At 46.5% G+C, this 22116-nt stretch carries 19 protein-coding genes; 5 read left to right on the top strand and 14 right to left on the bottom strand.

Annotation, left to right across the window (positions count from 1 at the left end):
• Positions 1-17 precede the first annotated feature (17 nt).
• From KIV41_RS04020 to KIV41_RS03965, 12 genes are all read right to left on the bottom strand, one after another.
• Positions 18-791, bottom strand: coding sequence for a ParA family protein (locus KIV41_RS04020; RefSeq protein ID WP_010444758.1), 774 nt, complete (start codon positions 789-791; stop codon positions 18-20).
• A gap of 10 nt (positions 792-801) precedes the next feature.
• Entirely contained in the window at positions 802-1437 is a 636-nt protein-coding gene (gene rsmG / locus KIV41_RS04015; protein ID WP_252041381.1) for a 16S rRNA (guanine(527)-N(7))-methyltransferase RsmG, read from the bottom strand.
• Complete coding sequence (gene mnmG, locus KIV41_RS04010) at positions 1437-3332, bottom strand: tRNA uridine-5-carboxymethylaminomethyl(34) synthesis enzyme MnmG (protein WP_285335735.1); 1896 nt, start codon at positions 3330-3332, stop codon at positions 1437-1439. The genes rsmG and mnmG overlap by 1 nt, the downstream gene beginning before the upstream one ends.
• 470 nt (positions 3333-3802) lie before the next feature.
• A complete protein-coding gene (gene mioC / locus KIV41_RS04005; protein WP_010444763.1) occupies positions 3803-4243 on the bottom strand; it encodes an FMN-binding protein MioC in 441 nt (146 codons plus the stop codon).
• Between the two features lie 101 nt (positions 4244-4344).
• A complete protein-coding gene (gene mnmE, locus KIV41_RS04000; protein WP_038885239.1) occupies positions 4345-5706 on the bottom strand; it encodes a tRNA uridine-5-carboxymethylaminomethyl(34) synthesis GTPase MnmE in 1362 nt (453 codons plus the stop codon).
• A 132-nt stretch (positions 5707-5838) separates the two neighbouring features.
• The gene (yidC, locus tag KIV41_RS03995) at positions 5839-7461 is read right to left on the bottom strand and encodes a membrane protein insertase YidC (protein ID WP_010444766.1); all 1623 of its coding nucleotides are present in this window, start codon (positions 7459-7461) and stop codon (positions 5839-5841) included.
• 2 nt (positions 7462-7463) lie between these two features.
• Positions 7464-7721, bottom strand: coding sequence for a membrane protein insertion efficiency factor YidD (gene yidD, locus KIV41_RS03990; RefSeq protein ID WP_005451046.1), 258 nt, complete (start codon positions 7719-7721; stop codon positions 7464-7466).
• Positions 7688-8011 (bottom strand): ribonuclease P protein component, encoded by a 324-nt coding sequence (gene rnpA, locus KIV41_RS03985; protein ID WP_009699098.1) that lies wholly within the window; start codon positions 8009-8011, stop codon positions 7688-7690. Before rnpA ends, yidD begins: the two co-directional genes overlap by 34 nt.
• A 46-nt stretch (positions 8012-8057) precedes the next feature.
• Entirely contained in the window at positions 8058-8192 is a 135-nt protein-coding gene (gene rpmH / locus KIV41_RS03980; protein ID WP_005378825.1) for a 50S ribosomal protein L34, read from the bottom strand.
• Positions 8193-8435: 243 nt separating this feature from the next.
• On the bottom strand, positions 8436-9173 hold the full coding sequence (locus KIV41_RS03975) for an amino acid ABC transporter ATP-binding protein (RefSeq protein WP_010444784.1): 738 nt from the start codon (positions 9171-9173) through the stop codon (positions 8436-8438).
• Positions 9170-9841: an amino acid ABC transporter permease gene (locus tag KIV41_RS03970; protein ID WP_010444786.1), complete on the bottom strand. Its 672-nt coding sequence runs from the start codon at positions 9839-9841 to the stop codon at positions 9170-9172. Before KIV41_RS03970 ends, KIV41_RS03975 begins: the two co-directional genes overlap by 4 nt.
• A 105-nt stretch (positions 9842-9946) precedes the next feature.
• Positions 9947-10708, bottom strand: a complete 762-nt coding sequence (locus KIV41_RS03965) for an amino acid ABC transporter substrate-binding protein (RefSeq protein WP_038885244.1) — start codon at positions 10706-10708, stop codon at positions 9947-9949.
• A gap of 430 nt (positions 10709-11138) precedes the next feature.
• On the opposite strand from KIV41_RS03965, the gene dnaA reads away from it, so the two are divergent.
• The 5 genes from dnaA to KIV41_RS03940 all read left to right on the top strand — a co-directional run bounded on the left by dnaA (position 11139) and on the right by KIV41_RS03940 (position 18317).
• Positions 11139-12545 (top strand): chromosomal replication initiator protein DnaA, encoded by a 1407-nt coding sequence (dnaA, locus tag KIV41_RS03960; RefSeq protein ID WP_010444790.1) that lies wholly within the window; start codon positions 11139-11141, stop codon positions 12543-12545.
• A gap of 63 nt (positions 12546-12608) precedes the next feature.
• Complete coding sequence (dnaN, locus tag KIV41_RS03955) at positions 12609-13709, top strand: DNA polymerase III subunit beta (protein ID WP_010444792.1); 1101 nt, start codon at positions 12609-12611, stop codon at positions 13707-13709.
• A 9-nt stretch (positions 13710-13718) separates the two neighbouring features.
• Positions 13719-14798, top strand: a complete 1080-nt coding sequence (recF, locus tag KIV41_RS03950; RefSeq protein WP_010444794.1) for a DNA replication/repair protein RecF — start codon at positions 13719-13721, stop codon at positions 14796-14798.
• Between the two features lie 13 nt (positions 14799-14811).
• Positions 14812-17229, top strand: coding sequence for a DNA topoisomerase (ATP-hydrolyzing) subunit B (gyrB, locus tag KIV41_RS03945; RefSeq protein WP_010444796.1), 2418 nt, complete (start codon positions 14812-14814; stop codon positions 17227-17229).
• Positions 17230-17879: 650 nt separating this feature from the next.
• Complete coding sequence (locus KIV41_RS03940; protein WP_285335734.1) at positions 17880-18317, top strand: Hsp20 family protein; 438 nt, start codon at positions 17880-17882, stop codon at positions 18315-18317.
• A 140-nt stretch (positions 18318-18457) separates the two neighbouring features.
• Here KIV41_RS03940 and KIV41_RS03935 read toward each other — a convergent pair whose 3' ends face one another.
• Together KIV41_RS03935 and KIV41_RS03930 are read right to left on the bottom strand one after the other, a co-directional pair.
• Positions 18458-19711 carry a valine--pyruvate transaminase gene (locus KIV41_RS03935; protein ID WP_252041387.1) on the bottom strand — a complete coding sequence of 418 codons (1254 nt, stop codon included), beginning with the start codon at positions 19709-19711 and terminating at the stop codon, positions 18458-18460.
• A gap of 229 nt (positions 19712-19940) precedes the next feature.
• Positions 19941-22025: an alpha-amylase gene (locus KIV41_RS03930; RefSeq protein ID WP_285335733.1), complete on the bottom strand. Its 2085-nt coding sequence runs from the start codon at positions 22023-22025 to the stop codon at positions 19941-19943.
• Positions 22026-22116 lie beyond the last annotated feature (91 nt).

Below are 22116 nucleotides of genomic sequence, written 5' to 3'. Positions count from 1 at the left end.
AATTCCTTAGGTTAGTGTTAAACTGGGACTTCTTCGCGGCGAAGCATTTCGCCTGCTAGAGCAAGATACGCTTTGGCGCCAGCAGAGTACTTGTCGTAGTACATGGCTGGTTTACCGTGGCTCGGCGCTTCGGCCAAACGCACATTACGTGGGATTACAGTACGGTAAACTTTACTACCAAAGTGCTTTTTCAGTTGATCGGATACTTCATTAGACAGGCGGTTACGTGGATCGTACATAGTACGTAGTAAGCCCTCAATTTTGAGGTTCTCATTGACCACGGCCGCTAACTTGCTGATTGTATCCATAAGAGCAGTTAAACCTTCTAACGCAAAGTATTCACATTGCATCGGCACCAGCACAGAATCTGCTGCGGCCATAGCGTTGATTGTAAGAAGGTTTAGAGAAGGAGGACAATCAATAAAGATGAAATCATAGTTATCGCGAACTGACGCAAGGGCATTTTTCAAACGCACTTCACGAGCGAACACTTCCATCAATTTGATTTCTGCAGCGGTCACGTCACCGTTCGCCGCAATCAGATCGTATTTTCCAGTGGTCTGCGTACACACAACTTGATCAAACGGCGTATCTTCAACCAGAAGATCATACGCCGTTGCGTCTACCATGTACTTATCCACGCCACTGGCCATCGTAGCATTACCTTGAGGGTCGAGATCGATCACCAAAACCTTGCGCTTTGTTGCCGCCATCGAAGCTGCTAAGTTAATGCACGTTGTTGTTTTGCCGACCCCACCTTTCTGGTTGGCGATTGCTACGATTTTACCCACGATTACCTCGCTAATTTTCCTTGCGCGATAAGATTACTAGATGACGATCACCTTCCAACTCAGGAACAGCTAAAGATATGATCTCTGTCACACAACACCATTCAGGAAGCAGATCTATTTCATCTTTAGGGTGTTGTCCTTTCAACGCAAGAAACACCCCAGAATCTTGTTTAGGCAGATGATGACACCACTCCACCATATCCGTCATTGAAGCAAAAGCTCGACTCAAAACGCCATCAAATTTTTCTTCTGGTTGGAACTCTTCGACGCGACTTTGAATTGGCGTCACATTTTTCAGTCCCAGCGAATGCACAACTTGCTTGATGAAGCGAATGCGTTTGCCAAGACTATCAAGTAAGAAAAATGTCTTACCTGGGTTCATTATCGCCAATGGAATACCAGGCAAACCAGGCCCTGTACCTACATCAATAAAGCGCTCACCTCGTAAGTGAGTGCTAACGATGATGCTATCAAGGATATGTTTCACTAACATATCAAGAGGATCACGAACCGACGTTAGGTTGTAAGCTTTATTCCACTTGTCGAGCAGTTCGACGTAACCAACTAACTGCTCACGTTGTTTATCAGAGACTTCTAAATCGGTTTTGGCGATCAGAGCATCCAGTCTAGTACGTAGTGCGCTCATTACTCTTCCTCACCTTTTTTCAACAAGCCATGTTTTTTCAGGTGCACTAGCAGAATAGAAATCGCTGCAGGCGTAATACCTGAGATACGAGATGCAATACCGATGCTTTCTGGTTTTGCTTCCGTTAGCTTCGCCACAACTTCATTGGAAAGGCCTTTTACGTCTTTGTAATCGATATCGGCTGGTAACTTAGTGTGCTCATGGCGCAGTGACTTTTCGATCTCTTCTTGCTGACGCTTGATGTAACCATCGTACTTCACTTGAATTTCTACCTGCTCAGACGCTTGTTGATCTTCTAGTGCAGGTGCAAACGCATCAAGTTGCGTCAGTTGCGAGTATGAGATCTCCGGACGACGCAGAAGATCCTCACCGCTTGCTTCACGTGCCATTGGTGTTTTCAATAGCTTGTTCAGCTCATCAATGCCTGCAGAATTCGGGTTCATCCACGTCGATTTAAGACGTTGGCGCTCGGTTTCCATGCTATCGATTTTCTCGTTGAAACGTGCCCAACGCACATCATCAATCAAACCAAGTTCACGAGCTTTTTCTGTCAGACGTAAATCGGCATTGTCTTCACGCAACAACAAACGGTATTCGGCACGAGACGTGAACATGCGGTACGGTTCTTTGGTACCCATGGTCGACAAGTCGTCAATCAGCACACCCATGTACGCTTGATCACGGCGAGGGTTCCAGCCTTCTTTGCCTTGGCTGTGCAAACTTGCGTTCAAACCAGCCATCAGACCTTGTGCCGCCGCTTCTTCGTAACCAGTTGTGCCGTTAATTTGGCCAGCAAAGAACAAACCACTGATGAATTTAGTTTCGTAGGTTTGCTTCAAATCACGAGGATCGAAGAAATCGTACTCAATCGCGTAACCAGGACGAACAATGTGTGCGTTCTCAAAACCTTTCATAGAACGAACGATTTGTACTTGCACGTCAAATGGCAAGCTAGTGGAAATACCATTCGGGTATAGCTCGTGCGTCGTTAGGCCTTCTGGCTCAATGAAGATTTGGTGACTGTTCTTGTCCGCAAAGCGCATCACTTTGTCTTCGATAGACGGGCAGTAGCGCGGGCCAATCCCTTCAATCACACCGGCATACATTGGACTGCGATCAAGGTTGTTGCGGATCACCTCATGAGTTTGTTCATTGGTGTGTGTAATAAAACATGGAATTTGACGTGGCTGGTGCTCACGTTTACCCATGAATGAGAATACAGGTGTTGGATTATCACCGTGTTGCGCCTCTAACACTGAGAAATCCACACTACGTGCATCGATACGTGGTGGTGTACCTGTTTTCAGACGATCGACACGAAATGGCAGTTCACGCAGTCGATCCGCCAATGCGATCGATGGTGGATCCCCAGCGCGACCGCCAGAAGAGCTTTCCATACCGATGTGGATCTTACCACCAAGGAAGGTACCAACCGTTAATACCACCGCTTTTGCGTGGAATTTCAGACCCATTTGCGTCACAACGCCAACCACACGATCTTGGTCCACAATCAGATCATCAACCGATTGTTGGAACAGAGTAAGGTTTGGTGCGTTTTCTAGCGCGTTACGTACATACGCTTTGTACAATGCACGGTCAGCTTGAGCACGTGTTGCTCTAACCGCTGGACCTTTAGAGGCATTTAGTGTTCGGAATTGAATACCTGCATGGTCAATGGCCTCAGCCATCAGACCGCCCATAGCATCCACTTCTTTTACTAAGTGACCTTTACCGATACCACCAATCGCCGGATTACAAGACATCTGGCCTAATGTATCGATGTTATGGGTAAGGAGTAAGGTTTTTTGTCCTGTGCGTGCAGATGCGAGCGCGGCTTCCGTTCCTGCGTGTCCGCCACCGACAACAATGACGTCAAAGTTTTCGTGATAAAGCATGAACTGACCTCAGGTATTCAAAGGATTAAATGGACAGATAAAAAAGAGCGATATTTTACCTTTTTTATCTGTGAGAGAGAATCGTTTTCTCGCTTTTCACATTTTAGTCTTCAAGACTATATATATAAGATCTATATATATGATCTTTTATTGGATCTATTATTAGGATCGCAGGTTTCTGTGGATAACTAGAAAATGATCAACAAGATCATGGATCTTCTTTGGATCATATCTTGTGATCATGATTTGATCTGATCGAGGATTATCTGGGATCAAAAGTGTGGGTTATACACAGGAGTAAAATTGGATCCAAGTTGTTATTTGGATAACTAAAGGAAAATCACTGGATCTTCCCTGACTTATCCACAGATAGTTTGAGTGTTTTTTGAGCGGTTGAACAATTGGTTTTGCTAGGAGTTGTTCACAAAGAGGAAAATCAGAGCCGTGATTCGACTCTGAGAGAGGGGGAGTTAAGCGGAAAATCGAGACAGGTTTTCGTTTAGCCACATTTCAGCAGCATCTTCTGGCACGTCGTGGCTAAGCACATCAATTTTCAAGCAGTCTGTAATCGGCGTAGCACCGATGTCTTCGAGTAGGTCATACGCGTGCTGGCCTGCTGCGCAGAAGGTATCGTAGCTTGAGTCACCAATTGCAATCACCGCAAACTTCACATCAGCCATCTTAGGTGGCGTATTCTGCAATGCAGCAATGAAAGGCTGAATATTATCTGGGTATTCGCCCGCACCGTGGGTTGAAGTAATCAGCAACCAAGTGCCTTGGTTCTCGATTGATGCCAATTCAGGTTGGTTGTGGATCGTGGTTTCAAAACCGTTTTCATTCAGTAGATCACTAAGGTGATCACCCACGTACTCTGCGCCACCTAGCGTACTGCCTGTAATAATGTGGATCATGTGTCTTCCTTTATTGAGCCATACTGACGCCAGCATTGCTGTTAGCGTCAGTACAAAAAGAAACGCGGTGTTAAACTTATGCTTAACACCGCGCGTTTTGATTATTTACCGATACAGAATGAGGAGAAGATTCGGCCTAATAGGTCATCCGAGCTGAATTCACCGGTAATCTCATTCAAGTGCTGCTGAGTGATTCGTAACTCTTCTGCCAAGATTTCTCCAGCCATAAAGCCTTCAAGTTGCTCTTGACCGATTTGAAGATGCTGAGCAGCACGTTCTAGTGCATCCAAGTGACGACGACGAGCCATAAAGCCGCCTTCGGTGTTACCTGAGAAGCCCATACATTCTTTTAAGTGACTACGTAAAGCATCCACACCAGCTCCTGTTTTTGCAGAGAGGCGAATTAAGGTTGGATCGTTGACATGGCAGATCCCCATTTCTTCACTGGTTTGATCCGCTTTGTTGCGGATCACTGTCATGCCGATGCTGTTAGGTAGGCGATCAACAAAGTCTGGCCAGATGTCTTTTGGATCCGTCGCGTCAGTTGTTGTACCGTCCACCATGAATAGCACTCGGTCAGCTTGGGCGATTTCATCCCATGCGCGCTCGATACCTATTTTCTCGACTTCGTCTGAAGCGTCACGCAGACCTGCAGTATCGATGATGTGTAGTGGCATTCCATCAATATGGATATGCTCACGTAGTACGTCACGGGTGGTACCTGCAATATCGGTCACAATCGCAGACTCTTTGCCTGACAGGGCGTTCAGTAGGCTTGATTTGCCTGCATTGGGGCGACCGGCAATCACGACTTTCATGCCTTCGCGCATAATGGCGCCTTGGTTTGCTTCTTTGCGTACCGCATCGAGGTTATCAATGATGGCTTGTAAGTCGCCAGATACTTTCCCATCGGCCAAAAAGTCGATCTCTTCTTCAGGGAAGTCAATCGCGGCTTCAACGTAAATACGCAAATGGATCAGCGATTCCACCAGCGTTTGAATACGTTGTGAGAACTGACCCTGCAGTGATTGCAGTGCTGATTTGGCCGCTTCTTCTGAGCTGGCATCAATCAGGTCGGCAATCGCTTCTGCTTGAGTAAGATCCATCTTATCGTTTAGGAAGGCGCGTTCAGAGAACTCACCAGGACGCGCGGCACGCACGCCATCAATACCCAAGATACGCTTAATCAGCATATCCATTACCACAGGGCCACCATGACCTTGCAGTTCAAGTACGTCTTCGCCTGTAAATGAATGTGGGTTAGGGAAGTACAGTGCAATGCCTTGGTCTAGCACGGTGCCATCTTCCGCTTGAAATGGCAGATACTCTGCGTAGCGAGGCTTTAGCGTTTTACCTGTGACTTCTAGCGCCACTTGATTGGCCTTAGGGCCAGAAACACGAATAATGCCGACACCACCACGACCGGGTGCGGTAGCCTGAGCGACAATCGTATCTGTAGTCATAATCTTGCCTTTTGAGCTGGGCTATAGGTGTTGAAACCTAGGGAGCCAGAACTAGTTAATTAGCTGAATTGTAATCAGCCAAAAACAAAAAGGCGACCTTTTGGCCGCCTTTCTTATGCTTTTCTATCAAGGTTACTTAGTGTGTAAGCCTTTTTTCTCCAGCGCTTTGTAAATCAAAGTTTGCTGGATAAGCGTAACGATGTTCGACACCAACCAGTATAGAACTAGGCCTGATGGGAAGAACAAGAAGAAGAAGGTAAACATAACCGGCATAAAGGTCATGATCTTCTGCTGCATTGGATCCGTTACGGTTGTTGGGCTCATCTTCTGGATTAGGAACATTGACGCACCCATCAGTAGCGGCAGGATGTAGTAAGGGTCCTGTGCTGAAAGGTCGTGAATCCAACCGAAGAATGGTGAGTGACGAAGCTCAACCGATTCCATTAGTGCCCAGTATAGCGCGATGAAGATAGGCATCTGTAGGATAAGAGGTAAACAGCCACCTAGTGGGTTCACTTTCTCTTTCTTGTACAGTTCCATCATCTCTTGGCTCATGCGCTGACGGTCATCACCGATGCGCTCACGCATTGCTTGCAGCTTAGGCTGTAGCATACGCATTTTCGCCATAGACGTGTATTGCGCTTTCGTTAGTGGGTACATTGCACCACGAACGATGAAGGTCAAACAGATGATTGCCACACCCCAGTTACCCACGAAGCTTTGGATGAAAGCAAGCAGTGAGTGAAGTGGTTTAGCGATGAACCATAGCCAGCCGTAGTCCACTACTAGATCTAGGTTTGGTGCCACTGCTGCCATTTCGTTTTGTAGCTTAGGACCAACCCATAGTGTTGCTTCAAACTTCGCTTGGTCGCCCGTTGCGATAGTTTTGTTTGGCATACGCACGCCGATGTCGCCTAGGTTACCAATCACGCGAGTGTACAGGTTAGTACCTGGTTCGTTGCGTGGGATCCAAGCTGCAGCGAAGTAGTGTTGGATCATTGCTGCCCAACCTTGGCCATCCGCTAGGTTGATAGACAGGTTACGATCCTGCATATCTTCGAAGCTGTATTTCTTGTAACGAACGTCTTCTGTAGAGTAAGCGCCGCCACGGTAAGTCGGCATTGTGATGCTACCACCGGCGTCCATTAGGTTTTGACGCAAGTGAGCGTACATACCAAATGTTGCGTTGTTACCAGAGTTGTTCACTACATCGTATTCTACGTTCAGCGCGTAGCTGCCACGTTTGAATACGTAAGTCTTGATGTATTCGATGCCATTCGCAGTGAAAGTCATTGGAACGCGTAGTTCATCTTGACCGTCAGCTAGAGTGAAGCTGTCTGCGCTCACGTTGTAGTGAGGACGGTTAGTGCTGCTAAGGTCGATACCTTGAGGACCCACTAGACCGCTTTGTGCGATGAACTGGTGACCTTTAGTGTCTTTTAGCAGAACGAATGGGTCTGATGAATCAAGTTCAGCAGAGTATTTGTTCAGGTCGGCATGTACCACATCGCCACCAACGGTGTCGATCGACAGAGTTAAAACATCAGTCGTTACTGTGATAGTTTTTGCAGAAGCTTGCTGTTGACCAGGAACTGGGTCTAGCTCATCCGCAAAAGATGGTGCAGGTAGAGTACTGCTTGATTGAGCCTGTTCAACCGCTTGAGGTGCTGGATTCTTTGCGACTTGCCACTGTTGAAACAGCAAGAAAGAAACCAGTGCCAGAGCGATGAGCAGGATATTACGTTGAGAATCCATCGTTAGTTATCTCTGTCTTGTTTTTGGACTGGTGGAACGGGGTCATACCCCCCTTCATTCAAAGGGTGGCATTTTAATAGACGTTTGCCTGATAACCAACATCCTTTTACAAAACCGTGAGCTCTCAAAGCTTCTAGTGCGTAAGTGGAACAAGTTGGTGTGAACCGGCAGCGAGGACCAATCAGAGGGCTGATAAACCAGCGATAAAGATTAACGAGCCCAATGGCTATCCACGTGAAGGGCGAGACAGGCGATGCCATAGCTTATCAAACAACTTAAATAATTCCTCATTGCTTAAATCTTGCGCGCTTTTCTTCGCGATCACAACAAAATCTTTATTTGGAAGCTGATGTTGATTGTTACGAAAGCTTTCACGAGCCAAACGCTTAAAACGGTTACGACCGACAGCAGTTTTGATTTGCTTTTTCGGAACAGCTAAACCTAATCGTGGATGAGAAAGTTTGTTATTGCGAGCAATGATGGTGAAATGAGGCGAGCCAGCTCGATGAGCTTGCTGGAAGACGTTTTGATAATGCTCGGGAGTTAACAAGCGTAACTCCCGATTAAACGCGTACGTGTTCAAAATAAACTAGCGATTATTTTGATAGGCGCGCACGGCCTTTTGCACGACGTGCGTTGATAACTTTACGACCGTTCTTAGTTGCCATGCGAGCACGGAAGCCGTGAGTACGCTTGCGCTTTAGAACTGTAGGTTGAAAAGTGCGTTTCATGATAATTACCTTTACTGATCAGTAGTTTTAGGTTCTTGTTAAACCCGGCGTGGGCAATATGCTTTCTTTATATAAAGAAGCTCTTTATATAGAGAAGAACAACCGACGCCTCTCAACAAAGAGGCGGAATTGTAATCACACTCACATAATGTGTCAATGACTCATGTGTATGAAATTCCGGCCGGGCGATTATACGTAGTGTGAGTAAAATCTCAAGGATCGATTGATCCTAATGCTTGATCTTTACTCTATTCCCACTTGGTTAAGGAATTTTTTCAATCTAGGATCTTGTGGATTGTCGAAAATATCCTGTGGAGAACCTTGTTCAACAATGTTGCCTTCGGCCATAAAGATCACTCTGTCAGCCACTTCTTTGGCAAATTGCATCTCATGCGTTACCACTAGCATTGTCTGGTGTTGGTTAGCTAACTTCTTCATTAATGAGAGAACTTCTCCAACCCACTCAGGATCCAGTGCAGACGTTGGCTCATCAAAAAGCAACAGTTCCGGCTGTAAGGCCATTGCGCGGCCAATACCCACACGCTGCTGTTGACCTCCAGACAGTGCCGCTGGATAACTTTCGCCTTTATCGCCAAGACCAATGTCGTCGAGAATTTCTTGTGCACGTTTTAGTGCGTCATCTTTCTTCCAGCCACGTACGGTAATCAGGCCTTCTGCAATGTTCTGGCGCGCAGTCATATGAGCAAATAGGGCATAGTTTTGAAAAACAAATCCTGTCCGGCGACGTAATGCTAATACTTCTGCTTTAGTATGCTTTTGCGTATCCACAGAGATATCATCAATGGTGATGCGTCCCTGATCCGCTTGCTCTAAGAAATTAACGGTACGCAGCAATGTCGATTTACCCGTACCACTTGAGCCGATAATAACGATGATCTCGCCTTGTTTGATGTTGAGATCAATACCTTTTAAAACTTCAGTATCACCAAAGCGCTTGTGGATATTTTCTAATTTGATCATCGTACATACGCCTTATTCAATTTCGCTTCTGCCCAAATTTGAACTCGAGTCAGAATCACCACCACACCCCAATAAATCAGAGCGACTGCAAGGAAAGCTTCAAAGAAGCGGAAGCTCGAAGAGGCTTCCATCTGCGCTTTGGCCATGATTTCTGCTACACCCAAGGTGAAGGCGAGGGAAGTCGACTTAATCATATCGATAAAGTAATTCATCAATGAAGGCAACGCGACTCGTGTGGCTTGTGGCAAGATAACACGACGCATCGCTTGTGGTGTTGTCATGCCCACCGACAAGCTCGCTTCCATTTGACTGCGATCGATACCGATGATGGCAGCACGAATGCTCTCTGCCATGTAAGCGGCAAAGTGTAATGTTAAACCAATTACCGCAGCAGAGAAGGCATCGATGCCGACCATGATCGGGAAGATTTGTGGTAGGCCGTAATACAATAAGAACAGCTGAACTAAAAGTGGCGTACCGCGAAAGAAGCTGATGTAAAGTTGACTTAACTGGTCGAGAACAGGCAGCTTAAATACACGAATATTAGCTAAAATAATGGCTAAAATCAGTGAAAAGACCAATCCCCATGTGGCCATTTCCATGGTTGTGCCAAGATACTTGAGCAGTATTGGCAGCAGTTCCAACATGTAATTAAAATCAAATCCCATACGACTTACCTTGAGAAAAGAAAAGGTGGAATACGAAGTTCCACCTTGTCATTAAGTTAAAAAAGGACGCGAGATAAAACTCAGCGTCCTAAAAGAAGAGAAATGTTACTTAGTGATGTCGGCACCAAACCATTTCACCGAAATCTTCTCTACTGTTCCATCGGCGCGCATCTCTGCAAGTGCTTTATTCACTTCTGCCTGTAGTTTGCGACCTTTCTCGTTATCTACGAAAGGCCAAGCGTTTTGAATGGTTTCAAACGGTTCACCCGCAAGCTCTAGTGGCAGGCCTGTTTTCTTAATCAATTCTAGGGCAGACAAGCGATCCATGATGAATGCATCAGCGCGGCCAAGTGCTACGTCGTGCTCAATACCCGTATCGTAAGTCTTAATATTGATTTTGCCGTCTTTATCGTAATCGCGCAGCAGTTGCTCAAAGTTGGAGCCTAGGTTTACCGCAACAGTTTTACCGGCGAGGTCTTCTACACCTTGAATGCTGTCATTGCCTTTACGTACCGTGATTTGTGCACCGTCTACCACATAAGGGTCTGCGAAAAGGTATTTGGCTTTGCGTGCTTCCGTCATGGTGATCTGGTTAGAGATGGTATCAATACGGCCGGTTTCTAGTAGGCCGAATAAACCAGAGAAGTTCGCTGTGACATATTCGATCTTGTAGTCGTTACGCTTACCGATCTCGTCCCACATATCTACTTCAAAACCTTGTAGCTTGTCTTGCTTAACAAAGGTGAATGGGAAGTAGCGACCTGACATGCCGACTTTTACTTCCGTAGCTGCAGTGTCGACTGCTGCTTGAACGGTTGCTGCAGACAAAGCAATGGCTGCAACGGCAACCTTAATCCAGTGTTTCATAATACATCTCCATACTTTTATGGTTGGAAATACTACTGTTAGTTAGCTCAATTAAATAAATAACCAAGTGCAATAACCTAGACCTGAGAGTAATAAGATCGTATTTGGTATAGATAGTAGGCGATAAATTGGGATAAATGATGAAAAAACGATCGAAATGAACTGGATTGGCAATGAAAAAAGCACAATGAAGGAAAATTCATTCACAGACTTATCACCAATTGCTGGATCTGGTTGATTTTGCCTAAATGTGGATCATTGTGTGGGCAATCTTGGGGCAAGATGTGTTGATCTTGCTATGTCCAGCGAAATAATTGTGAATAACTTGGATCTTATTCACTGGATCGTCGATCAATCGCTGGCGATCTTGGTTATCAACAGGTAAAATTGCCAGTCTTTTCCGATAATTCAAATACTCAGTGGGGGCACCGTGTCATCTTCGCTTTGGTTGCAATGTTTGCAGCAGCTTCAAGAAGAGCTACCAGCTACAGAATTCAGCATGTGGGTTCGTCCGTTACAAGCGGAGCTCAATGACAATACTCTCACTCTGTTCGCGCCAAACCGCTTTGTTTTGGATTGGGTTCGCGACAAGTACCTGAACAGCATTAATCGTCTACTGCAAGAATACTGCGGTAATGACGTCCCTAGCTTGCGTTTCGAAGTGGGCAGTCGCCCTGTAGCAGCTCCAAAACCGGCACCGACACGTACGCCGGCAGATGTGGCTGCTGAATCTTCAGCGCCTGCACAGCTGCAAGCACGCAAACCTGTACACAAAACGTGGGATGATGACGCTCAAGCGATCGCGAACATCAACCACCGCTCAAACGTGAACCCAAAACACAAGTTCAATAACTTCGTTGAAGGTAAGTCAAACCAACTGGGTTTGGCCGCTGCACGTCAGGTGTCAGATAACCCAGGCGCAGCCTACAACCCATTGTTCTTATATGGTGGTACAGGTTTGGGTAAAACCCACCTTTTGCACGCTGTGGGTAATGCGATTGTGGATAACAATCCAAACGCAAAAGTGGTGTACATGCACTCTGAGCGTTTTGTACAAGACATGGTAAAAGCACTGCAAAATAACGCGATTGAAGAGTTCAAACGCTACTACCGCAGTGTTGACGCGCTACTTATCGATGACATTCAATTTTTTGCTAATAAAGAGCGTTCACAAGAAGAATTCTTCCATACCTTCAACGCATTACTAGAAGGCAACCAACAGATCATCCTGACATCTGACCGTTATCCAAAAGAGATCAGCGGTGTAGAAGATCGTCTGAAATCACGTTTTGGTTGGGGTCTAACCGTCGCGATCGAGCCGCCTGAGTTAGAAACTCGTGTAGCGATCTTGATGAAGAAAGCCGAAGACCACCAAATCCACTTAGCGGATGAAGTAGCGTTCTTTATTGCTAAGCGTCTACGCTCTAACGTTCGTGAACTGGAAGGTGCACTGAACCGCGTAATCGCAAACGCAAACTTTACTGGCCGTCCAATTACGATTGATTTTGTTCGTGAAGCGCTGCGCGATCTACTTGCTCTGCAAGAGAAGCTGGTGACGATCGATAACATTCAAAAGACCGTCGCTGAATACTACAAGATTAAAGTGGCGGATCTACTATCTAAACGTCGCTCTCGATCGGTTGCGCGTCCTCGCCAGTTGGCGATGGCGTTGGCAAAAGAGCTGACCAACCACAGCTTGCCTGAAATTGGTGATGCATTCGGTGGTCGTGACCACACCACGGTGCTACATGCTTGTCGCAAGATTGAGCAGCTGCGTGAAGAGAGCCACGATATTAAGGAAGATTACTCTAACTTGATTCGCACCCTGTCCTCGTAATCGGTTAGAATGGCAGTATTCTAAGCAAATCACTAATTGAGCTGACAGCGTAAAGAGCCAAGCATGAAATTTACCATTGAACGTAGTCATTTAATCAAACCGCTACAACAGGTTTCGGGCGCTCTGGGTGGCCGACCAACCCTGCCAATTTTAGGTAACCTACTGATCAAAGTAGAAGAGAACGTGTTATCAATGACCGCAACCGATTTGGAAGTGGAATTGGTGAGCAAAGTGACTCTAGAAGGGGATTTTGAAGCGGGCAGCATTACCGTTCCTTCTCGTAAGTTTCTCGATATCTGCCGTGGCCTACCAGACGATGCGATCATTACCTTCGTACTAGAAGGCGATCGTGTACAAGTTCGTTCCGGCCGTAGCCGTTTCTCTTTAGCTACACTACCAGCAAATGATTTTCCAAATATCGAAGATTGGCAAAGCGAAGTTGAAGTATCACTGACTCAGTCTGAGCTACGTACGCTGATTGAAAAAACACAATTCTCGATGGCGAACCAAGACGTTCGTTACTACCTAAACGGCATGTTGTTTGAAATCGACGGTACGACGCTACGCAGCGTGGCAACCGATGGTCACCGTATGGCAGTGTCTCAAACACAATTGGGTGCCGACTTTGCACAGAAGCAAATCATCGTGCCACGTAAAGGTGTACAAGAGTTGGTTAAACTGATGGACGCGCCAGAACAGCCTGTTGTGCTACAGATTGGCAGTTCAAATGTACGTGCAGAAGTAAATAACTTTATCTTCACTTCTAAGCTTGTTGATGGCCGTTTCCCTGATTATCGCCGCGTAATGCCACAAAGTACGACCAAAACACTAGAAGCAAGCTGCGATGAATTACGCCAAGCGTTTTCTCGTGCAGCGATTCTTTCTAATGAAAAGTTCCGTGGTGTTCGTGTGAATCTTGCCGGCAGTGAAATGCGTATTACTGCAAATAACCCTGAGCAAGAAGAAGCGGAAGAAATGCTAGACGTGACCTTCGAAGGTGATGCTATTGAGATTGGCTTCAACGTAAGTTATGTGCTGGACGTACTTAACACCCTACGTTGCGATAATGTGCGTATATCGATGTCAGATGCCAACGCCAGTGCGTTGATTGAAAATGCAGACGACGACAGTGCCATGTACGTGGTGATGCCAATCCGTCTGTAAGTCATCTGAATGCCACTTTCTCGCCTCATCATTCAGCAGTTTCGAAACATTAAAGCCTGTGATATTAACCTATCAGCAGGCTTTAACTTTCTTATTGGACCGAATGGCAGCGGTAAAACCAGCGTCCTAGAAGCGATTTATTTGCTCGGACATGGCCGCTCTTTCAAGAGCTCATTGACTGGCCGAGTTATCCAAAATGAGTGCGATGAACTGTTTGTTCATGGTCGTTTTTTGAACTCGGATCAATTTGAGCTACCTATTGGCATTAATAAGCAGCGTGATGGCTCAACAGAGGTTAAAATAGGCGGTCAATCTGGGCAAAAATTGGCGCAACTTGCACAAGTTTTGCCTTTGCAGTTGATACACCCGGAAGGGTTTGATCTCCTCACGGATGGTCCAAAGCATCGTCGTGCATTTATTGATTGGGGCGTGTTTCATACGGAGCCAGCTTTCTATGATGCATGGGGACGTTTTAAGCGTCTTAACAAGCAACGCAATGCTTTACTCAAAACTGCCAGAAGTTATCGCGAACTCAGTTACTGGGATCAGGAAATGGCACGTTTGGCAGAAAATATTAGCCAATGGCGAGCGCATTACATCGAACAGATGAAAACCGTAGCGGAAACCATCTGTCAGACATTTTTGCCAGAATTTGAGATCCAATTAAAGTATTATCGTGGATGGGACAAAGACACGCCCTATCATGAGATACTAGAGAAAAATTTCGAGCGTGATCAGTCGTTGGGCTACACCTTTAGTGGGCCGAATAAGGCTGATCTGCGCATTAAAGTGAATGGCACGCCAGTTGAGGACGTCCTATCACGCGGTCAATTAAAGCTCATGGTGTGTGCATTGCGCGTGGCGCAGGGACAACACCTTACCGAAATGACCGGAAAACAATGTATTTACCTAATTGACGACTTTGCGTCGGAATTAGACAGCCAACGTCGTAAGCGTCTTGCTGACTGCTTAAAAGAGACGGGCGCACAAGTATTTGTAAGCTCTATCACTGATAGCCAAATCGCCGATATGTTGGACGATACGGGCAAATTGTTTCATGTGGAACATGGCAGGATAGAGTCAAACTAGAAGAGAGAAACTCATGTCTGAAAATTACGATTCATCGAGTATTAAGGTACTAAAGGGTCTGGATGCGGTTCGTAAGCGTCCAGGTATGTACATCGGCGACACGGACGACGGCACCGGTCTTCACCACATGGTCTTTGAGGTGGTGGATAACTCAATTGATGAAGCGTTGGCAGGTCACTGTAAAGACATCGTTGTGACAATTCATGAGGATAACTCGGTTTCAGTTACGGATGATGGTCGTGGCATTCCAACAGAAATGCACCCAGAAGAGCAAGTATCGGCAGCAGAAGTTATCATGACGGTACTTCACGCTGGCGGTAAGTTCGATGATAACTCATACAAAGTATCAGGCGGTCTGCACGGCGTAGGTGTTTCTGTAGTAAACGCTCTGTCTGAGAAAGTGGTTCTGACTATCCACCGCGGTGGTCATATCCATACGCAAACTTACCACCACGGTGAGCCTCAAGCGCCACTAGCGGTAGTAGGTGACACTGAGCAAACGGGTACACAAATCCGCTTTTGGCCAAGTGCTGAAACCTTCACAAATATCGAATTCCATTACGATATCCTAGCAAAACGTCTACGTGAGCTTTCTTTCCTAAACTCAGGTGTTTCTATCAAGCTGGTTGATGAGCGTGAAGCAGACAAGAGCGACCACTTCATGTTTGAAGGTGGTATTCAAGCGTTCGTTGAGCACCTAAACACCAACAAAACACCGATCATTGAGAAAATCTTCCACTTCGATTTTGAACGTGAAGATGGCATTGCCGTAGAAGTAGCAATGCAATGGAACGACGGCTTCCAAGAGAACATCTACTGTTTTACTAACAACATTCCACAACGCGATGGTGGTACTCACCTTGCTGGTTTCCGTGCGGCGTTAACGCGTACACTGAACACCTTTATGGACAAAGAAGGTTTCTCTAAGAAAGCGAAAACGGCAACTTCTGGTGATGACGCTCGTGAAGGTCTAACTGCGGTTGTTTCGGTTAAAGTGCCAGATCCTAAATTCTCGAGCCAAACCAAAGACAAACTGGTTTCATCTGAAGTGAAATCTGCGGTTGAGTCGGCAATGGGTGAGAAACTGTCTGAGTTCCTAATTGAGAACCCAACAGAAGCTAAGATGGTGTGTACTAAAATCATCGATGCAGCACGTGCTCGTGAAGCGGCGCGTAAAGCTCGTGAAATGACTCGTCGTAAAGGTGCGCTAGACCTAGCAGGTCTACCAGGCAAACTTGCAGACTGTCAGGAAAAAGATCCAGCACTCTCTGAACTATACATAGTGGAGGGTGATTCGGCAGGCGGCTCCGCAAAACAAGGCCGTAACCGTAAGAACCAAGCAATCCTACCGCTAAAAGGTAAGATTCTTAACGTAGAAAAAGCGCGTTTCGACAAGATGCTTTCTTCTCAAGAAGTAGCAACGCTGATCACGGCACTAGGTTGTGGTATCGGCCGTGACGAGTACAACCCGGACAAACTGCGTTACCACAACATCATCATCATGACCGATGCTGACGTCGATGGTTCGCACATCCGTACGCTACTGTTGACCTTCTTCTACCGTCAAATGCCAGAGCTTATCGAGCGTGGCTACGTGTACATCGCTCAGCCACCACTTTACAAAGTGAAGAAAGGTAAGCAAGAGCAGTACATCAAAGATGAAGACGCGATGAACCAATACCAAGTTGCTTTGGCTCTTGATAACGCGTCACTACACGTAAATGCAGAAGCGCCAGCATTGGCAGGTGAAGCGTTAGAGAAGCTAGTTCAGCAATACAACGCAGGTATCAAGCTAGCGGATCGTATGAGCCGTCGTTACCCAAGCGCGCTAGTTCATGAGCTAATCTACACGCCGCGTCTAACGGCAGAGCAATGTCACGATGCAGCAGCAGTAGAAGCGTGGACAAAACAGCTAGTTGAACAGCTAAACGCGAAAGAAGTAGGCGCAAGCCAATACAGCTTCGAAGTAGAGCAACACGAAGAGCTAGGTCTAAACCTACCTAAGATCATCGTACGTACTCACGGTGTGACGCACAACTACGCACTAAGCATCGACCTACTGAACTCGAAAGAGTACGGCAAGCTAGCGGATCTATCTGAAGCGCTAGACGGTCTGCTAGAAGAAGGCGCTTACATCAAGCGTGGTGAGCGTACTCAGCCAGTATCAAGCTTTGCATCGGCACTTGAGTGGCTAATCAAAGAGTCGCGTCGTGGTCTAAGCCTACAGCGCTACAAAGGTCTAGGTGAGATGAACCCAGATCAGCTTTGGGAAACCACAATGGACCCAGAGACTCGTCGTATGATGCAAGTAACCATTGAAGATGCGGTAGGCGCAGACCAATTGTTCACAACGCTAATGGGTGACCAAGTTGAGCCGCGTCGTAACTTCATCGAAGAGAACGCGCTGAAAGTAGCAAACCTAGACGTTTAGACTATTTTTCTTTTGCTGGATATGCTGATTTCGTTGTCGAAGGTGCTCACATACACTTGTATGCTGCGCGCCTTCTCCTAGAACTAAGCATATCCCCCTGCGGAAAAACGAATCTAAATTTCTTTTAATAGAATTTTAAAAGCACTGCCTTCGGGTGGTGCTTTTTTATTGAGTGAGAGAAACCAGATAAAAGAAACGAGAATGGGCTGCGCCCTGTGGAGACGGGGAGGCTTGGCTTTCAAACTCTACGTTTATGGGAAGAGTGGGTGTAAGTGTCGCTTTTCATTATCAGTATGTTAGGGCGTCATCCTCGAGAGGGAGGAACGACCGAGTCGGGGATCTAAAAATATTTTCACTGGAGCCCTTGAAAGCCCATTTTTCGACCTTATATCTAGTTATGAAGAGGGATGGCTAGCTTGCTCAACAAGAGAAGAACAGCGCCTCTGGAATCGCTAAACGAGATCGCTCAAGAGAGGATACTCAGTATTAGCACACAACTTGACCCTAGATTCGACATCATGTCCCCGCACCTAAAGAGTAGGTCAGAGGAATGAATCATCGGATCCCTTAGCTCGGCGTTTTCTTGCATAAATACGCCACGTGGATGACCTTCATCTGGGCTAAGACTATTGCTTAAAAGAGGATAGATTATGCGTAATGTAGATTTCTCACCACTATACCGTAATGCAATTGGCTTCGACCGTCTGTTCAACCTGATGGAATCAAGCTCTGCGAAGAACACTTCTGGCGGCTACCCTCCATACAACATCGAGCAAAAAGACGAGCATAACTACCGTATTACTATGGCAGTCGCTGGTTTTGCTGAAGATCAGCTCGATTTGACTCAAAACGAAAACATGTTGATCGTGAAGGGCGAGCGTAAAGCCGAAGAAGGTAAAAACTACGTTTACCAAGGTATTGCGGAGCGCGATTTTGAACGTAAATTCCAACTTGCGGATTACGTAAAAGTCGTTGGTGCATCAATGGAAAACGGTCTACTTCATATCGATTTAGTTCGTGAAATTCCAGAAGCGATGCAACCGCGTAAGATTGCTATCGGTGGCAATAATCTGATTGAAAACAGCTAATCAACTGATGACATTTCAGTTAACCACCCGGTTATAGAATGAGAAAGAGCGCCACATGGGCGCTCTTTTTAGTTTGGGGCTTTCAAAGCTGCTATTTCAAAGCCGTAATTTCAAAGAGAACAACGGCTGAGTTAACAAGTCTATTTACCTTCGTGGTAAGCCTTTTCCACTTCTTCTGCGATAATCGCAATGCCTTTTTGCATCATCTCATCATCTTGAACGTAGTTCATACGCAAGCATTGGTGTGCATGATCCCACTCGTCCTTCTGACCAATAAAGAAGTATTCACCCGGAACAATCAAGACCCCACGCGCTTTCAAGCGTTGGTACAGTTCCATTGTCGTAATTGGCAGTTCATCGAACCATAACCACAAGAAGATAGCGCCTTCCGGTTTGTGAATACGAAAGCGCTCATCGGTAATCGCTTCTTGGAGCAGTTCAACCGCACGTTGCGACTTCTGCTTATAAAACGGCTTAATCACCTCTGAGCTCAGTTTAAGCAGATCGCCTTTACCAATGATGTGGTTTGCCAGCGCTGGACCAACACTGCCTGGAGCTAAGCTGATGATGCCGTTCATATTGGTCAACGCTTGCGTGATTTCCTCACTCGCAATCACAATGCCACAACGCACGCCCGGCAAGCCAAGTTTAGATAGGCTCATGCAAAGGATAGTGTTTTCATTCCAGAACGGTTCGACATCTTCAAAAATGATATTCGGGAACGGCAGACCGTAGGCGTTATCAATGATCAGCGGAATGTTGTTCTCACGTGCTAGCTTGTCCAGCTTACGTATTTCTTCATCTGTCAGTACGTTACCCGTAGGGTTGGTTGGGCGAGACGCGCAGATTGCCGCAACAGAGTCATCAACTTTTAGCTGCTCAAAATCGACGTGGTATTTAAACAGACCGTTATCCAACAGCTCGATTTCTGGGTGGTAAGAGACAAAGATATCTTCATCAATGCCTGCATCACCATAACCGATGTACTCAGGCGCGATTGGCAGTAGCACCTTCTTGTGTGAACCGTCTGGCTGCTGACCTGCTAGTAAGTTGAACAAGTAGAAGAAGCCACTTTGGCTGCCGTTAGTTAGGCTGATGTTCTTCTCGGAAATATCCCAGCCGTAAGTTTCACGGAATAACTGAGCCAACGCTTTAACGAACGCGTCTTTGCCTTGCGGACCATCATAGTTGGCGAGGGCGGCGACAAGCTCCCCACTGGCGAGCATTTCCTCACTGGCTTGGCGAAAGTAATCGAGCATGGCAGGAATGGCGGCTGGGTTGCCTCCACCGAGCATGATGGCACCTGGTGTGCGCAGACCATCATTCAAATCGTCCATTAACTGCGTGATACCTGAATACTGATTAAATTTTTCACCAAACTTAGAGAACTGCATTTGTCGTTATACCTAATTCATTGTGATTGCTTTGTGTATGTTTGTGCCGATGTTTTATCGGCTTATCGAGTAATCCTTGACCTTACCTCAATGCGTAATTAACGCAAAGTGTGAATTAAGCCGAAAAAGAAAAAAGTGTGTCATCAGACCAGAGGTACGAGATAAAAAGGCAAAAAGAGCAATAAAAAAGGGAAGCTTATGCTTCCCTTGCTGGTGGAGAGAGTGTGATTTACTCACCGGTGTAAACAATCAGCACCTTGTCGTCTTGGTATTGGCGTTCAAATGCGTAGTAACCTTCTTGGTTACGAGTGATGTGCTTACCTTGAGCAACCGCTGGGTGGCGTTTACGGAATTCACCCAACTTTTGCCAATGTTGCAGTAGATCTTCACGCTCGCCATTAATCTTATCCCATGGCATATCAGAGCGAGTACCTTGGTGAGCGTCCGAGCCGGTAACACCAAAGTCACGGGCGATCTCGTCACCATAGTAGATTTGCACTGCACCCGGCGCCAGCATCAACGCATTGGCTGCACGAGCTTGGTCATCAAAACTGCGGCTGCGTGCCGACCAGAAAAGTTGAGTATCGTGTGAAGACAGGTAGCTCAACACATTGAACTCAGTGTCGCTGTTGATGCGCTCTGCATAGCGGCGGTAGTCTCCATCAAGCTGAGCAAAACACTTCAGTGCTTTTGGTGCGACATCAGATTGGAACTCGAAGTTGATGATGGAATCAAAGCCGTTATCGAAATACGGGCTCTTCACCACGCTGTGTGCCCATACTTCACCTGTCATCCAAAATGGCAGGTCATCTAGTGCTTTGTCTGGATTGTTTTGCTTCCACTGGGCAAGCGCTTGAGTGGTGCTGGCTTTCAACTCTGCCCACGCTTCCATTTCAACGTGTTTAGCGGTGTCGACGCGGAAGCCATCAATGCCATAGTCACGTACCCAGTCGGATAACCACGTAATCAGATGCTCACGCGGGGTTTGCAGTTCATCTTGCGCATTGGTGTCTTTATTGCGGAAGAAGTTTGGTAGTCCGGTTTTCTGAGTTGATTCGGTTTTGAGATCCGGTAAGTAGTTCAAAGACATGGTGATGTCGTTGTATCCCGGCGCATCGTAATCGCCAATGTCGGTGCGAAGCCAATCTTTGCCCCACCACTTTTCCCACGCTTCGCTATCACCGTATTTGATGTAATCGTTGAAGCTGTGCCAGCTTTGTCCCGATTTTGGCTGCCAGTAGGTCCATTTCTCACCAAGGATTTCTTTGGCTTCTTGGTCATCAAGGTAAAGCTGACCAAATCCGAACTCCTGCATGTCTGCTAATGTCGCGTAGCCAGTGTGGTTCATGACCACATCCCAAATCACGCGAATGCCTTTCTTATGCGCGGTATCGACAAAGGTTTTTAGTTCATCTTCGGTACCCATGTTGGCATCGAGTTTAGTCCAATCTTGATGGTAGTAACCGTGGTAGCCGTAGTGTTTAAAGTCGCCTTTATCGCCGCCGCCAACCCAACCATGGATTTGTTCCAGTGGTGAGGTTATCCAAATGGCGTTCACACCAAGAGATTCGATGTAATCGAGTTTTTTCGTCAGACCCGCTAAGTCTCCACCGTGGAAGGTACCAATCTCGTATTTGCCGTCTTTGCTGCGACCGTAGCTGTTGTCGTTGTCTGGGTTGCCATTGTAGAAGCGGTCGGTCATGACGAAGTACACCGTCGCGTTATCCCAGCTGAACGGTTTATCGGCTTGCTGTTCAACTTCTTCTAGGAGCAATAGACCTTGGCTCATAGGACCCGGCTGCATGGTGACGCTGCCATTGGCGACTGTGGCTTCTTGTCCGGTTAAGGCATCGCGAACGACAGTGCCATCATTAAAGGTTTGAGCAACATTGATGGTTTTTGGCGCGTCAGTTGCGACAGGGCAAGAGTAGGTGATGTCCTGACTCTGTTTTGGTTTGATTTTTACAGTTAGCTCATTGGTGGTTGGATTGAGCGTAAATTGATAGGTATTGGCTTTGAAGATGCGCAGCGGCATTTGTGCATCAGTGGCGCAGTTATCCATTTTTAATGGACGATTGAACTTGATGCGATCTTCTTCTGCTAGGGCAAAGCTACTGCCACAGCTTTGCTTGCTGTCAGCAATGGTAAAGGTGTAACTGCCTTTTTCGAGTTTTTGCTCGGCGACAAGTAAGCCTTGTGAGTTTTCCTCAAAAACAGCGGTCTCATCACCAACGCTTAATACGATGGCATTTTCTGGAATCTGGCTGCAGGCGCCCAGTAGACCGATAGAGAGTGCGAGAATTGTTTTTTTCATTGTGTCCTTCCCCCGAATAAACAGCCCAGTTATAGCAAAACTGTGCCTCTACAATCCGAGCTCTACACCAACAAGTTAAACGCGTCTCACC

Origin of the sequence: Vibrio sp. D401a, from assembly GCF_030248515.1 — a bacterium.
Taxonomy (GTDB): Bacteria; Pseudomonadota; Gammaproteobacteria; order Enterobacterales; family Vibrionaceae; genus Vibrio; species Vibrio rotiferianus.
This window is presented reverse-complemented; position numbering and strand designations above follow the sequence as displayed.